This is a genomic window from Streptomyces sp. NPDC052687 (genome assembly GCF_040678395.1).
Classification (GTDB): domain Bacteria; phylum Actinomycetota; class Actinomycetes; order Streptomycetales; family Streptomycetaceae; genus Streptomyces.
In genome coordinates, this window is the sequence record NZ_JBFATR010000065.1 from 17,419 (window position 1) to 32,424 (window position 15,006).

General features: G+C 72.6%; 9 protein-coding genes. 7 read left to right on the forward strand and 2 right to left on the reverse strand.

Annotated features, from left to right (window positions below; genetic code table 11):
* Positions 1-49 precede the first annotated feature (49 nt).
* Together galE and AB0K92_RS31120 are read left to right on the forward strand one after the other, a co-directional pair.
* The gene (galE, locus tag AB0K92_RS31115; protein WP_365928445.1) at positions 50-1,030 is read left to right on the forward strand and encodes a UDP-glucose 4-epimerase GalE; all 981 of its coding nucleotides are present in this window, start codon (positions 50-52) and stop codon (positions 1,028-1,030) included.
* Positions 1,031-1,039: 9 nt separating this feature from the next.
* Positions 1,040-2,011: an ADP-ribosylglycohydrolase family protein gene (locus AB0K92_RS31120; RefSeq protein ID WP_365928447.1), complete on the forward strand. Its 972-nt coding sequence runs from the start codon at positions 1,040-1,042 to the stop codon at positions 2,009-2,011.
* A 1-nt stretch (position 2,012) separates the two neighbouring features.
* Here AB0K92_RS31120 and AB0K92_RS31125 read toward each other — a convergent pair whose 3' ends face one another.
* Positions 2,013-2,639 (reverse strand): TetR/AcrR family transcriptional regulator, encoded by a 627-nt coding sequence (locus tag AB0K92_RS31125; protein ID WP_365761908.1) that lies wholly within the window; start codon positions 2,637-2,639, stop codon positions 2,013-2,015.
* A 165-nt stretch (positions 2,640-2,804) separates the two neighbouring features.
* Here AB0K92_RS31125 and AB0K92_RS31130 point away from each other — a divergent pair, with 165 nt between their 5' ends.
* The 4 genes from AB0K92_RS31130 to AB0K92_RS31145 all read left to right on the forward strand — a co-directional run bounded on the left by AB0K92_RS31130 (position 2,805) and on the right by AB0K92_RS31145 (position 8,780).
* On the forward strand, positions 2,805-3,749 hold the full coding sequence (locus AB0K92_RS31130) for an ABC transporter permease (RefSeq protein WP_365928449.1): 945 nt from the start codon (positions 2,805-2,807) through the stop codon (positions 3,747-3,749).
* 37 nt (positions 3,750-3,786) lie between these two features.
* Entirely contained in the window at positions 3,787-4,698 is a 912-nt protein-coding gene (locus AB0K92_RS31135; RefSeq protein ID WP_365928462.1) for an ABC transporter ATP-binding protein, read from the forward strand.
* Between the two features lie 141 nt (positions 4,699-4,839).
* Entirely contained in the window at positions 4,840-7,041 is a 2,202-nt protein-coding gene (locus AB0K92_RS31140; protein ID WP_365928451.1) for a CDP-glycerol glycerophosphotransferase family protein, read from the forward strand.
* On the forward strand, positions 7,038-8,780 hold the full coding sequence (locus AB0K92_RS31145) for a glycosyltransferase family 2 protein (protein WP_365928453.1): 1,743 nt from the start codon (positions 7,038-7,040) through the stop codon (positions 8,778-8,780). The genes AB0K92_RS31140 and AB0K92_RS31145 overlap by 4 nt, the downstream gene beginning before the upstream one ends.
* 77 nt (positions 8,781-8,857) lie before the next feature.
* Here the strand turns inward: AB0K92_RS31145 and AB0K92_RS31150 are convergent, their stop codons facing one another.
* Positions 8,858-13,795 carry an NAD-glutamate dehydrogenase gene (locus AB0K92_RS31150; protein ID WP_365928455.1) on the reverse strand — a complete coding sequence of 1,646 codons (4,938 nt, stop codon included), beginning with the start codon at positions 13,793-13,795 and terminating at the stop codon, positions 8,858-8,860.
* Positions 13,796-14,333: 538 nt separating this feature from the next.
* On the opposite strand from AB0K92_RS31150, the gene AB0K92_RS31155 reads away from it, so the two are divergent.
* Positions 14,334-14,900 (forward strand): DJ-1/PfpI family protein, encoded by a 567-nt coding sequence (locus AB0K92_RS31155; protein WP_165999309.1) that lies wholly within the window; start codon positions 14,334-14,336, stop codon positions 14,898-14,900.
* Positions 14,901-15,006: the final 106 nt, after the last annotated feature.

Consider the following 15,006-nt stretch of genomic DNA (forward strand, 5'->3'; position numbering starts at 1 on the left):
AACAGCCACCGGCCCCCCGCGGGGCCGACCGACGAGGGGACGGCCGCACATGACCTGGCTGATCACCGGCGGCGCCGGATACATCGGGGCGCACGTCGTGCGAGCGATGACCGAGGCGGGCGAGCGGACCGTGGTGTACGACGACCTGTCCACGGGGATCGCGGAGCGGGTCCCGGACGGCGTGCCGCTGGAGGTGGGCTCGACGCTGGACCGGGAGCGGCTGAGCCGGGTGCTGGCCGGGCACGGGATCACCGGGGTCGTGCACCTCGCGGCGAAGAAGCAGGTCGGCGAGTCGGTGGACCTGCCGCTGCACTACTACCGCGAGAACGTGGAGGGCCTGCGCGTCCTGCTGGAGGCGGTCACGGCGGCCGGGGTGCCGTCGTTCGTGTTCTCCTCCTCGGCGGCCGTGTACGGGATGCCGGACGTGGACCTGGTCACCGAGGAAACGCCGTGCGTGCCGATGTCGCCGTACGGCGAGACCAAGCTGGCCGGTGAGTGGCTGGTCCGGGCCACCGGCCGCGCGACCGGCCTGTCCACGGCCTGTCTGCGCTACTTCAACGTGGCGGGCGCGGCGGCCCCCGATCTGGCCGACACCGGCGTCTTCAACCTCATCCCGATGGTCTTCGAGAAGCTGACCGAGGGGGCACCGCCGCGGATCTTCGGTGACGACTACCCGACGCCGGACGGCACCTGCGTACGGGACTACATCCACGTCGTCGACCTGGCGGAGGCCCACGTGGCGGCGGCCCGCGCCCTGGAGGCCGAGCCCGGCCGCGACCTGACCCTCAACATCGGGCGGGGCGAGGGCGTCTCCGTGCGCGAGATGATCGACCGGATCAACGCCCTCACCGGCTACGACCGCCCGCCGGTGGTCACCCCCCGCCGCCCCGGCGACCCGCCGCGCGTCGTCGCCTCCGCCGAGCGCGCCGCGGCGGAGCTGGGCTGGAAGGCGAAGTACGACGTCCAGGACATGATCACGTCCGCCTGGGAGGGCTGGGTGCGGCTGCGTCCGGGGGCCGCGCGGCACTAGCCTGCGGGCATGACCGAACGTCTGGCCGAGCGCGCCGTGGGCGCCGTCCTCGGCTCCGCCGTCGGCGACGCCTTGGGCGCGCCCTTCGAGTTCGGCCCGGAGGGCGCGTTCTCCGCCCGGTTTCCGCGGCCGGGACAGGGCGGCGAGATGTGCGGGGGCGGCGGCTGGGACCCGGGCGAGGCCACTGACGACACGCAGATGGCCGTCCTCGTCGGCGAGTCGCTGGTCGAGCGGGGCGGGCTGGATCTGCCGGACGTCTTCCGGCGGTTCCGGCGCTGGGCGGCGGCCGGTCCGAAGGACATCGGGCTCCAGACGGAGGCGGTGCTGAGCAGCGGTGACCCGTGGGACACGGCCGCGGCGCTGCACTTCCAGGTGAGCCAGCGCGCGGCGGGGAACGGCTCTTTGATGCGGGCGGCGACCTCCGCCGTCCACTTCGCGGACCGGGGCCGGGACGCCACCATGGACGCCGCCCGCCGCCTGGCCGCCCTGACCCACGGGGACCGGGCCGCCTGGGAGGGGACGGCGGTCTTCCACGAGCTGGTGCGCGTCGCGCTCGCCGGGGGCGACCCCCTGGCCGCCCTCCCCGAGGCGCTGGCGGCCGTCCACCCGGACCACCGCGCGCGGTACGCCGTCGTCCTCGCTCCCGACTGGCACCCCGACCAGGCCACCGAGTTCAACGGCGCGGTCTGGCCCTGCCTCGGCTCCGCCCTCTGGGCCGTCCGCACCACCTCCTCCTACGAGGACGCGGTGCGCGCCGCCGTCGACCTCGGCGGCGACACGGACACCGTCGCGGCCGTCACGGGCGGGCTGGCGGGGGCCGTGTACGGGGCCGGCGCGATACCCGAGTGGTGGACCGGGCCGCTGCACGTGCCGCTGCCCGGCTTCGGGGGGCGGGTGCTGCGGGCGGGCGAGTTGAGCGAGCTGGCGTACCGGCTGGCCGTACGGGCCGGGGCGGACGGCGCGGACGGCGCGGCCGGCTGAGTCAGAGCGCCTTCAGGGCTTCCGCGGTCGCGGTGGACAGCGAGGCCAGGTAGCCCTTCGGCAGCTTGGGGCTGCGGATGACCACCGAACGCCAGTACAGGGGACCCGAGATGAGGTCGAGGGCCAGCTCCTGGTCGACGCCCGCGCGGACCTCGCCCCGCCGCTGCGCCGCCCCGACGATCTTCAGCGCGACGCCCTCCTGCCCGTCCCGCAGCGCCTTCTGCATCGCCTCGGCGATCTCCGGGCTGCGGGCCGCCTCCGCCTGGAGGTCGGGGATGATCTGCGAGGCCACCGGGTGGCGCAGGGCGCGGGACGTCACCTCGTACAGCAGCCGCAGATCCGACTCCAGCGAGCCGGTGTCCGGCGCCGGCAGGCCCTGCACCGCGAGCGCCGAGACCACGTCGAGCACCAGGTGCAGCTTGGAGCGCCAGCGGCGGTACACCGCGGTCTTGCCGACGCCCGCGCGGCGGGCGATGCCCTCGATCGACATCCGCGCGTAGCCCACGGCCGCCAGTTCCTCGAAGACGGCCGCGCGGATGGCTTCCGTCACGTCCTCGCGCAGGACCGCCGCGCCCGCGGGGGTCCGGCGGCGCACGGGCGGCTGGGGGCCGTCGGCGTTCGTCGTCATGCGGACAGCATAGGGCGTGACGACGAAACGGTTGCGTTCCGACGCTCGATCGGCTTACGCTCGCGTTGCGACGATACGGTCCCGTCCCGACGTCGGCCCACCGAACCGCGGCGCGCCCCCGGCGCCCACCCCGCCACCCCCCTCCCCCGACCGAAAGCAGCGGATGTGAGCCAGGTCCTCGACACACCGCCCCCGACGTCGTCCCGGGCCACCACCCCGGCCCCGCCCGACGCCGACCCCGCCGACCTCGCGGCCCTCGCCGCCCGCCACGGCCTCACGGTCAGCGGCGCCCGCCCCTCCCTGCCGCAGTACATCCGGCAGTTGTGGGCGCGCCGCCACTTCATCGCCGCGTTCGCCACGGCCAAGCTCACCGCCCAGTACAGCCAGGCGAAACTGGGCCAGGTCTGGCAGGTCATGACCCCGCTGCTGAACGCGGCGGTCTACTACCTGATCTTCGGCGTGCTGCTCCAGACCAGGAACGGCGTGCCGGACTACGTCCCGTTCCTGGTCACGGGCGTGTTCATCTGGACCTTCACGCAGAGCTCCATCCTGGCGGGCACGCGCGCGATCTCCGGCAACCTGGGCCTGGTGCGGGCCCTGCACTTCCCGCGGGCCTCGCTGCCCATCTCGTTCTGCCTCCAGCAGCTCCAGCAGCTGCTGTTCTCGATGTCGGCCCTGATCGTCATCCTGCTCGCCTTCGGCGTGCCGCCCGCCGCGTCCTGGGTGCTGGCGATCCCGGCGCTGATCCTCCAGTTCACGTTCAACGCGGGCGTCTCGATGGTGCTGGCCCGGCTGGGGGCCAAGACGCCGGACCTCGCGCAGCTCATGCCGTTCGTGCTGCGCACCTGGATGTACGCCTCCGGCGTGATGTTCAGCATCGACCACATCCTGCGCAGCCACACCGACCTGCCGGGCTGGGTGGGCACACTGCTCCAGACCAACCCGGCCGCCGTCTACATCGACCTGATGCGCTTCGCGCTCATCGACAGCTTCCACGCGAGCCAGCTGCCCCCGCACGTGTGGGCGCTCGCGGCGGGCTGGGCCCTGCTCGCCGGGGTCGGCGGCTTCATCTACTTCTGGAAGGCTGAGGAGACGTACGGCCGTGGCTGAGCACACTTCCGCACCCGCGAAGAACCCCACCGCGAAGATCGCCACCGAGGAGATCACCGCCGAGAAGGTCCCCACCGTCATCGCCGACCACGTCGACATCGTCTACCGGGTCAACGGCACCGGCGCCGGCCGCGGCTCGGCGACCGCCGCGCTCAACCGCATCCTGCGCCGCAAGCAAGCCGAGAAGGCGGCCGGGGTCCGCCGGGTGCACGCGGTCCGCGACGTGTCCTTCGTGGCGTACAAGGGCGAGGCGATCGGCCTGATCGGCACCAACGGCTCCGGCAAGTCGACCCTGCTCAAGGCCGTCGCCGGGCTGCTGCCCGTGGAGAACGGCCGGATCTACACCCATGGCCAGCCGTCCCTGCTCGGCGTCAACGCGGCGCTGATGAACGACCTGACCGGTGAGCGCAACGTCCACCTCGGCGGGCTGGCGATGGGCATGTCCCGCGAGCAGATCAAGGAGCGCTACCAGGAGATCGTCGACTTCTCCGGCATCAACGAGAAGGGCGACTTCATCACCCTGCCGATGCGCACCTACTCCTCCGGCATGGCCGCCCGGCTGCGGTTCTCCATCGCCGCCGCCAAGGACCACGACGTGCTGCTCATCGACGAGGCGCTGGCCACCGGCGACCGCTCCTTCCAGAAGCGCTCCGAGGCCCGCATCCGCGAGCTGCGCAAGGAGGCCGGCACGGTCTTCCTCGTCAGCCACAACAACAAGTCGATCCGCGACACCTGCGACCGGGTGCTGTGGCTGGAGCGCGGCGAGCTGCGGATGGACGGGCCGACGGAGGAGGTGCTGAAGGAGTACGAGGCGTTCACCGGGGAGAAGACGGCCAAGCCCAAGCCGAAGCCGAAGGCGAAGCCCGAAGCGAAGTCCGAGCCGGCGCCCGAGGCCAAGGCGAAACCCGAGCCCGCGCCGAAGCCCGCGCCGGAGCCCGTCACCTCCTGAGCCCGCCCCGGCACGGGCCCGCCGCGCCCCTTCCGCCTCCCGACCGGCTCAACCCCGGTTAACCCTTTCGCCGGTTTGGTGCCACGATGACCGAACAGGCCATGCCGTGTGAGGCACCCGAACGTGTGAAGGGAGTCCGCCGTGCCAACCGAGCTCAGCATCGTCGTCCACGGCCCGAACACCCAGGGCCATCTGACCGGCCTTCTCGACTCCGTGGCCGCCGACCCGGCCCCGGACACCGAGGTCATCGTGGTCGCGGTCGGCGACTGGGCCCGGGACACGGCCCGCGAGCACGCCCCGGGCGCGGTGCTCGTCCCGCTGCCGGACGGCACCGGGGACGCCGAGGCCCGGGCGGCGGGGGCGGCCCGCGCGTCCGGGCGGTGGCTGCACTTCGTACACGCCAAGGACGGCCTCTTGCCGGGCGCCCCGGCCCTGCTGGCGGCCCGTGCCGCCCAACTTCCCGACACCGTGGACGTCCTGCTGTTCGACCACGTCCGCACCACCTGGCGGACCTCCGGCCTGCCGTCCTGGGACAGCCGGCTGCTGGCCCGCGCGGGCCGCGCCGAGCTGACCCTCGACGACCTGCCCGCCCTGCTCCGCCTCACCCCGGTCCTCGGCAACCGCCTGATACGCGCGGAGCACTGGCGCGCCCACGCCGACGCCCTGGCCACCGACGACGAGGCGTACGCCGCGCAGACCGCCCTGCTCACCGCCGCGCGGATCGCCTGCTGCACCCACCCCGGCTTCGAACACCGCGAGCTGCGCCCCGAGAGCCTCCCGCCGCGCACCCTCGACGACCACCTCGCCCTCCTCGGCCGCTACGAGGCCCTGCTGGCGGCCACCCGCACCCGCACGGCCCCCCACGCGGTGCTCTACCACCTGATGGTCCGGGACGCCCTGCGCACCTTCGTCCGCACGGGGATGCCGGAGCGCGACGCGCGCGTGTTCTTCCACCGCGCCTCCGAGGCGGCCCGCCGCCTGCGTCCCGCGGGCCTGCGCCACCCGGCCGGGCCGGAGGGCCTGCGCCGCACCCTCCTCGAAGAGGACGCCTACGCCCGCTACCGCGCCCTCCAGAGCGCCAACCACGCCCGCCGCGCCGCCAGAACGGCCCTCCGCGCGGGCAGACGGCAGCTCGGCACCCAGGTCCGCGCCCTCCAGTACCGCAGGGCGCTGGCCCGCCCGGTCGACCCCAACCTCGCGGTGTTCTCGGCGTACTGGAACCGCGGTGTCGCCTGCAACCCGGCCGCCATCGCCGCCAAGCTCGCCGAACTCGCCCCGCAGATCCACCCGGTGTGGGTCGTCGCGCCGGACCGCGTGGGCCTGCTGCCGCCCGGCACCGACCACGTGGTGCCCGGCAGCCGCCGCTACTGGGAGGTGCTGGGCCGCGCGAAGTTCCTGGTCAACAACGTCAACTTCGCCAACGCGGTGGTGAAACGCCCCGACGCCGTACACGTCCAGACCCACCACGGCACCCCCCTCAAGCGCATGGGCGTCGACCAGATGCGCTACCCCGCCACCGCCCAGGGCCTGGACTTCGAGGCGCTGCTGGCGCGGATCGACAAGTGGGACTACAGCGTCTCCGCCAACAGCCACACCACCCGCATGTGGGAGCGCGCCTACCCGTCCCGGTTCGTCTCCCTCGACCACGGCTATCCGCGCAACGACGTCTACTACACCGCGACGGCCGCCGACATCGCCGCGATCCGCGCCCGCCTGGGCATCGCCCCCGGCCGCCGCGCGATCCTGTACGCCCCCACCCACCGCGACTACGAGGCCGAGTGGACCCCGCGCCTGGACCTCGCCACCCTCGCCGACCGGCTCGGTGAGGAAACGGTCCTGCTGGTGCGCGCCCACTACTTCCACTCCCGCACGGCGTCCGCGCTCACCGGACTGCGCCGCGCGGGCCGCGTCCTGGACGTCTCCGCCTACGAGCCGGTCGAGGAACTGTGCCTGGCCGCCGACGCGCTGATCACGGACTACTCGTCGATCATGTTCGACTACGCCAACCTCGACCGCCCGATCGTCATCCACGCCGACGACTGGGAGACGTACGTGGCGACCCGCGGCGTCTACTTCGACCTGATGGCCGAGGCCCCCGGCCCGGTGGCCCGCACCCAGGGGGAACTGGCCGACATCCTCACCTCGGACGCCTGGTGCGGCGACGAGGCGGGCAAGGAACGGGCGATGTTCCGGCGCCGGTTCTGCGAGTTCGACGACGGCCGCGCCGCCGAGCGGGTCGTACGCCGTGTCTTCCTGGGCGAGCCGGAGGAGGCCCTGCCCGCGATCATCCCCGTCGACCGGCGCACGCCCGCGCCCACCCCGCAGGAGGCGACCGCGTCATGAGCCCGGAAGTCCCCGAAGCTCCCGAAGCCCCCGAATCCTTCGAAGTTCCCGGGATTCCCGAGGCCCCGGCGCCGCACACACCGGACGCGACCGTGGTCGTGATCGTCTACAACGACGCCGAACGCCTCCCCCGCGCGGTGGCCTCCGTGCGCCGCCAGACCCACGCGAACATCGAGATCGTCATCAGCGACGACCACTCCACCGACGCCACCCCCGAGGTGGCCCGCCGGCTGGCCGCGGAGGACCCGCGGATCCTGCACCTGCGCCTGGACCGCAACAGCGGCGGATGCAGCGTGCCCCGCAACCGGGCGCTGGAGATCGCCCGCGCGCCGTACGTGATGTTCCTCGACAGCGACGACGAGCTGCTGCCGGACGCGGTGGAGCTGCTGCTGGCCGCGCACCGGGAACAGGACGTGGACTTCGTGATGGGCGCCGTGGAACGGGTCCGCGCGGACACCGGCAACCGCGGCCGGTGGATGCCGCAGCTGGTGGCCGAGCGCCGTACCGTGCCCGGCATCGACGCCGAACCGCGGCTGTTCTTCGAGCACCTGGCGACCAGCAAGATGTACGCCCGCGCCTTCCTCGACCGGCACGGGCTGCGCTTCCCGGAGGGCATCCACTACGAGGACCAGCTCTTCACCGCGCAGGCGTACTGCCTGGCCCGCGCCTTCACCGTCGTCCCCGAACCGGTCTACCGCTGGTACATCGCCCCGCACGCCTCCGGCGACGCCGCCTCCATCTCCAACCAGCGGCACAAGCTGGAGAACGTCCGCGACCGGGTGCACGTCCAGCGGCTCGTCGACGAGTTCCTCGACGAGAGCGGCCACGGCGCGCTGCACGAGGAGAAGGACTACAAGTTCCTCAAGCACGACTTCCGGATGTACGCCGGCGACCTGCCGTACCGGGACGAGGAGTGGCTCGCGGCGTTCGCGGAGATCGTCAACCCGTATCTCGCGACGCTCGCGCCCGGCGCGTACGCCCGTCTCCCGCGCCCCGAGCGCGTGGTGGTGCAGCTGGTGCGCGATCTGCGCCTGGCCGACGCCCGGCTCGCGGCGCGCGGCCTGGGGCACGCCACCGGCCCGCGCACGGTCGTCACGGACGACGGGGGCCGTACGTACTGGGGCGACCGGCTCCCCGAGACCGACGGGGCGCGCCGCGAGCTGGACCTGTCCGACCTGGCCCCGGACACCTGCCCGTTCCCGTACGCCCTGCTCCGCCACGAGGTCACCGAGATCGCGCCCGGCCCCGGCGCCTCCGTGGACCTCGCGATCCGCACCTACGACCCGGCGCTGCGCCTCCCGGTGGGCCCGCGGGCGGCGACCCTGCTGCTCTCCCCCGGCCGCCGGCGCATGAGCGTGCCGTTCCGGCTGTCCCCGGTGCGGCCGGGCGTCTACGAGGGCCATGTCCACCTCGACCTGGCCGCCGCCCCGATCCCGCTGCACGGCTTCGACGGGGCCCGCCACCCCGTGCTGCGCCTGGAGCACGAGGGGCTGTTCCACCGGGGCGTGCTGCTGGCCCCGGAGGAGCCCTTCCGACCGCTCACCGCGCGCGTGGAGTACCGCTCGGGGGCCGCCCCGCACCTGGTCACCGTCGAACCCGAGGAGCGCGGCACGGGCCGGCTCCAGATCCGGTGGCGCCCGGCCGGACTGACCGCGCGCGTGGTGCGCCCGGTGGTGCGGCGCGTGTCCCGGCCCCGGGTGCGCCGGGCGGTACGCCTGCTGGCGAGCGCGCTGCGCTGAGCCCTCGCTGCCCCCCGCCCTGGGCGCGAAGGCGCCCCGGACCCACCGGTCCGGGGCGCCTTCTTCACGCCGTACGGCTACGAGTGCGACCGCAGCAGGGTGCGCATCGTCCGCATCGCCACCGACAGGTTGGCGAGGTCGAACGTCTCCGACGACTGGATCTCCTCCAGGGTGGTGCGGGCGCGGCTGAGGATCGCCGCGTTCTTCTCCCGCCAGCCCTCGAACCGCTGCTCCGGCGTGGAGGTGCCGTTGCCCACCGCCAGCACGTCGGCGGTGAGCGCGGCGTGCGCGGCGAACAGGTCCTCGCGGATGGCGGCGCGGGCCATGGACTGCCAGCGGTCCGCGCGGGGCAGCTCGATGATCCGGTCCATCAGCTGGGTGATGCCGAGGCGGTCGGCGAGGTCGTAGTAGACCTCGGCGACGTCCAGCGGCTCCTTGCCCATGCGGTCGGCCACCGAGACGATGTCCAGCGTCGGGAACGCGGAGGAGAACCCGGCCACGCGCGTGGCCAGCTCGTCCGGCACCCCGGCGTCGGTCAGCTCGTCGTGGATCTTCTGCCACCACTCCAGGTCCGCGCCGCGCAGCAGCTTCGGCAGCTGCGTCCAGACCTGCTCGACGCGCTCGGCGAAGAAGTCGACCGTCTCGGCGAGCTGGATCGGCTGCGGCCGGTTGTTGAGCAGCCAGCGCGTGCCGCGCTCCACCAGGCGGCGCGAGTGCAGCCGGATGCGGGTCTGGACGTCGGCCTCGACCCTGTTGTCCAGCGCCTCGACGCCGTCCCACACCTCGGCGGAGCGGAAGATCGCGCGGGCCGCGGTCTGCGCCCGGACGATCTCCTCCAGCGACGCCCCGGTCTCCTCGCGCAGCCGGTGCAGATACGTCGTACCGCCGGTGTTGACCGTGTCGTTGACCAGCACCGTCGTGGTGATCTCACGGCGCAGCGGGTGGGTGTCGATACGGTCGCCGAACTGCTCGCGCAGCGCGGTCGGGAAGTAGCAGTGCAGCAGGCCGCGCAGGTACGGGTCGTCCGGCAGCGAGGTGTGCAGCAGCTCCTCGGCGACCGTGATCTTCGTGTACGCCAGCAGGACGGCCGTCTCCGGGCCGGTCAGGCCCTGGCCCTGGGCGAGCCGCTCGCGGATCTGGCGGTCGGTCGGCAGGAACTCCAGCGCCCGGTCGAGGTGGCCCTCGCGCACCAGGTGCTTCATGAAGCGCTGCTGGGCGTGGAGCATGTCCTTGGACTGGGCGAGGGCGTTGGCGATCGCCGTGTTCTGCGCGTAGTTGTTGCGCAGCACCAGCTTGCCGACCTCGTCGGTCATGTCGGCGAGCAGCCGGTTGCGCTGCTTGACGGTCATGTCGCCGTCCGCGACCAGGCCGTTGAGCAGGATCTTGATGTTCACCTCGTGGTCGGAGGTGTCCACGCCCGCGCTGTTGTCGATGGCGTCGGTGTTGATCCGGCCGCCGTGCAGCGCGAACTCGATCCGGCCGAGCTGGGTCAGGCCGAGGTTGCCGCCCTCGCCGACGACCTTGACGCGCAGGTCCGCGCCGTCGACGCGGATGGCGTCGTTGGCCTTGTCGCCGACGTCGCCGTGGGACTCGGTGGAGGCCTTGACGTAGGTGCCGATGCCGCCGTTCCACAGCAGGTCCACCGGCGCCTGGAGGATCGCCTTCATCAGCTCGGCGGGGGTCATCTTGGTGACCTTGCCCTCGATGCCCAGGGCCTCGCGGATGTGCGCGTTGATCTGGATGGCCTTGGCGGTGCGCGGGAAGACGCCGCCGCCCGCCGAGATCAGCTCGGTGTCGTAGTCGGCCCAGCTGGAGCGGGGCAGCTCGAACAGGCGGCGGCGCTCGGCGTAGGAGACGGCCGCGTCCGGGTTGGGGTCGATGAAGATGTGGCGGTGGTCGAAGGCGGCGACCAGGCGGATGTGCTCGCTGAGCAGCATGCCGTTGCCGAACACGTCACCGGACATGTCGCCGATGCCGACGACCGTGAAGTCCTCGCTCTGGGTGTCCACGCCCAGCTCGCGGAAGTGCCGCTTGACGGACTCCCAGGCGCCGCGCGCGGTGATGCCCATGCCCTTGTGGTCGTAGCCGGCCGAGCCGCCGGAGGCGAAGGCGTCGCCGAGCCAGAAGTTGTACCGCTGCGCGACCTCGTTGGCGATGTCGGAGAACGTCGCGGTGCCCTTGTCGGCGGCGACGACCAGGTAGGTGTCGTCCTCGTCGTGGCGGACGACGTCCGCAGGGGGCACGACCTCGCCCGCGATCATGTTGTCGGTGATGTCGAGCAGCGCCGAGATGAACGTCTTGTAGCTGGCGATGCCCTCCGCCATCCAGGCGTCGCGGTCGACGCTCGGGTCGGGCAGCTGCTTGGCGACGAAGCCGCCCTTGGCGCCGACGGGCACGATGACGGTGTTCTTCACCATCTGCGCCTTGACCAGGCCGAGGATCTCGGTGCGGAAGTCCTCGCGCCGGTCGGACCAGCGCAGGCCGCCGCGCGCGACCTTGCCGAAGCGCAGGTGCACGCCCTCGACGCGCGGCGAGTACACCCAGATCTCGAACGCCGGGCGGGGCGCCGGCAGGTCAGGGATGGCCTGCGGGTCGAACTTCATCGACACGTAGTCGTGCGGGCGGCCGTCCTCGGTCTTCTGGAAGAAGTTGGTCCGCAGGGTGGCCTTGATGACGGTGAGGAAGGAGCGCAGGATGCGGTCCTCGTCGAGGCTCGCGACCTGGTCGAGCGCCGCGTCCAGCTCCTCCAGCAGGGCGTCGACCAGCTCGTGCCCGGCGCGCTGCCGCTCCGGCGACATCCGCGCCTCGAACAGCGAGACCAGCAGCCGCGTGGTGTGGACGTTGTCGCGGAGGGTGTCCTCCATGTAGTCCTGGCTGAAGGTGGAGCCCGCCTGGCGCAGGTACTTCGCGTACGCGCGCAGCACCATCGCCTGCCGCCAGGACAGCCCGGCGGTCAGCACCAGCGCGTTGAAGCCGTCGTTCTCGGCCTGGCCGGTCCAGGTGGCCGCGAAGGCCTCCTGGAAGCGCTCGCGGGCGTCGTCGCTCGCGTAGGCGCCGTCGGCGGCGCCGTTCTGCGCCTTGGGCATGCGCAGCCCGAAGTCGTAGATCCAGGCGACCCGGCGGTCGGCGCAGCGCAGCTCGTAGGGCCGCTCGTCCATCACCTCGACGCCGAGCCGGTTGAGCACCGGCAGCACCGCGGACAGGGAGACCGCCTCGCCCTTGCGGTAGATCTTGAAGCGGCGCTCGTCCGGGCCGGCGCCCACCGGCTCGTACAGGCTGAGCGCGAAGGTCTGGTTCTCGTCGAGGCGTTCCAGGTGGGCGAGGTCGGCGACCGCGTTGCGCGGGGTGTGGTCGGCCTTGTACCCCTCGGGGAAGGCGCCCGCGTACCGCCGCAGCAGCTCCGCCGCGCGCTCCTCGCCGAACTCGGCGTTCAGCGCCTCCGCGAAGCCGTCGGCCCAGGAGCGGGCGGCCTCGACCAGACGGGCCTCGATGCGCTCCTTGTCGGCGTCGGACAGCTCGGGCAGCTCGGTGCCCTGCGGGACGCGGACCACGAAGTGCAGCCGGGACAGGATCGACTCGGTGTTCCAGGCGGTGAAGTCGACGCTGGTGCCGCCCAGCTCCTCCTTGAGGATGTCGATGATCCGCAGGCGCACGCCGGTGGTGTAGCGGTCGCGCGGGAGGTAGACGAGCGCCGAGTAGTAGCGGCCGTACTCGTCCTGGCGCAGGTAGAGCCGCAGCCGGCGGCGTTCCTGGAGGTAGAGGACGGAGGTGACGATGGAGCGCAGCTCGTCGACGGGCGTCTGGAACAGCTCGTCGCGCGGGTAGGTCTCCAGGATCTGCAGCAGGTCGCGCCCGTCGTGGCTGTGCGGCGAGAAGCCGGCGCCCTTGAGCACCGCCTCGACCTTGCGGCGGATCACCGGCACGCGGCGCACCGACTCGGTGTAGGCGGCGGAGGAGAACAGGCCGAGGAAGCGCCGCTCGCCGACGACGTTGCCGTCCGCGTCGAACTTCTTGACGCCGATGTAGTCCAGGTACGACGGCCGGTGCACGGTGGCCCGGCTGTTGGCCTTGGTCAGCACCAGCAGCTTGTGCTCGCGCGCCTTGGCGCGGGCGTCCGCGGGCAGCCGCTCGAAGGACGGGCTGACCGGGTGCTGGTCGTCGCCCGCGTGGTGCGGGTCGGCGCGCAGGATGCCGAGGCCGGTGCCGGGGACGGCGGCGAGGGAGTCGTCCTCGCGCAGCTGGTACTCGCGGTAGCCGAGGAAGGTGAAGTGGTCGTCGGCCAGCCAGCGCAGCAGCTCGCGGGCCTCCTCGACCTCCTGCTCGGGCAGGTCGCCGGCCAGCGGCTCCTGCGGCAGGTTCTCGGCGATGCGCACGGCCGCCTCGCGCATCTTGCCCCAGTCCTCGACGGCCTCGCGGACGTCGGACAGCACGCGCAGCAGGTCGGCGGTGATCTGCTTCAGGTCCGCGCGGTCGGTCTCACGGTCGATCTCGACGTGGATCCAGGACTCGATGTGCGCGTCGTGCGGCAGATCGCCGGCCGGCGCGGGGGTGAGCATCTCGACCAGCTTGCCGGTGACGTCACGGCGGACGGTGACCTGCGGGTGGATGACGACGTGGATGCCGCGGCCCTGCCGGGTCAGCTCGTTGGTGACCGAGTCGACGAGGAAGGGCATGTCGTCGGTGACGACCTCGACCACGGAGTGGCTGCACGTCCAGCCGTTCTCCTCGACGGTCGGGGTGTGGACGCGCACGTTGGCCGTGCCCTGGGGGCGGTTCTCGGCCAGTCGGTAGTGGGAGTAGGCGGCTCCGAAGACGTCGACCGGGTCCCGGTCGGTGAGGTCTTCCGGAGCGGTGTGCAGGTAGTAGCGCTGGAGGAACGCGAGCACGGCCTCCCGGTCGGGGGTGCCGTGTTCCGTCGTCCCAGTCGGTAGGTGCCCCCCGACCGGGCTGTTCTCAGCTACCCGGGCGGCCCTGTCGAGCAGCTCGGCCTTGGCTTCGTCCAGCTTGGTCTGCATTGTCCTCTGGCTCCTGTCGCGCGCCGTTGCGTGACGTAGAAGGAAGTACGGTCTCTGCCCTTCCGGCGTGACGCCGGGACACGGGGTGTCCGGTCCGCTTCGACGCTATGCCGCAAGGGGAGACGAGCGGGGGGTTATCAGCCATTTGCGACGCGTACGACGGTTCCGGCACCGCGCGCCGCGGCCGCTCCGTCCTGCGTCCGCCCGGCGCCCTGAAGGGGGCCTCGGATTCCCCGGCCCGCCCGCGAAGACCAGCGACCGCCGCCCGGTCACGGATGTCGTCCGTGCGTACCGGGCGCAGGGCAGGGGCAAGGCCGCCCCCGCGAACTATCGCGCTGATCACGCCACCAAGGCTATCGCTCCTTACCGGGGGCCCGTCATGAGCCGTATGTGTACAAAACCGGGGCGGGAACTTTGACACTCTGCACAGTCGGTCACCGTGACCGCCGGTGCCTCGAAACCGGCGCGTCCCCTTGGCAAGCGGCCCGGCCCAGGGCAGGTTGCCCAGTGACGCCCACCCCGGAGGGGAGCCGCCCGCATGACAGCCAAGGTCCTGATCGTCACCGGCGACGCCGCCGAGTCCCTCGAAGTGCTGTATCCCTACCAGCGCCTTCTCGAAGAGGGCTACGAGGTCCACATCGCGGCCCCCACCCGCAAGAAGCTCCGGTTCGTCGTCCACGACTTCGAACCCGGCTTCGACACCTACACCGAGAAACCCGGCTACACCTGGCCCGCCGATCTCGCCTTCGCGGAAGTCGACCCCGGCCAGTACGCCGCCGTCGTCATCCCCGGCGGCCGGGCTCCCGAATACCTCCGCAACGACCCCGAACTCCGCAAGATTCTCAAATCCTTCTTCGACGCCGACAAGCCCGTGGCGCAGATCTGCCACGGTCCTCTGCTCACCGCCGCGGTGGACGCCCTCCGCGGCCGCCGCGTCACCGCGTACCCCGCCCTGGAGCTGGACATGCAGTCCGCCGGCGCGACCTTCCGGGACGCCGAGGCGGTCGTCGACGGAACGCTGGTCTCCGCCCGCGCCTGGCCGGACCACCCGGTGTGGATGCGGGAGTTCCTGACGGTGCTGCGTGCGAAGGCGCCGGTGACCTGAGACGCCCTCGGCCGCCCGGCGGCCGGGGTGGGCCAGCCAAGCGGCGGCCGCGCCGGGCCGGCCACCCGGTGGCCGGGGACGGGCGAGCGGGGCCGCGCCGGGCCGG

Coding starts and splice junctions, on each gene's coding strand:
- galE (WP_365928445.1), top strand. CDS start 50: ATGACCTGGCTGATCACCGGCGGCGCCGGATACATCGGGGCGCACGTC.
- AB0K92_RS31125 (WP_365761908.1), bottom strand. CDS start 2,639: ATGACGACGAACGCCGACGGCCCCCAGCCGCCCGTGCGCCGCCGGACC.
- AB0K92_RS31150 (WP_365928455.1), bottom strand. CDS start 13,795: ATGCAGACCAAGCTGGACGAAGCCAAGGCCGAGCTGCTCGACAGGGCC.
- AB0K92_RS31155 (WP_165999309.1), top strand. CDS start 14,334: ATGACAGCCAAGGTCCTGATCGTCACCGGCGACGCCGCCGAGTCCCTC.
- AB0K92_RS31145 (WP_365928453.1), top strand. CDS start 7,038: ATGAGCCCGGAAGTCCCCGAAGCTCCCGAAGCCCCCGAATCCTTCGAA.
- AB0K92_RS31120 (WP_365928447.1), top strand. CDS start 1,040: ATGACCGAACGTCTGGCCGAGCGCGCCGTGGGCGCCGTCCTCGGCTCC.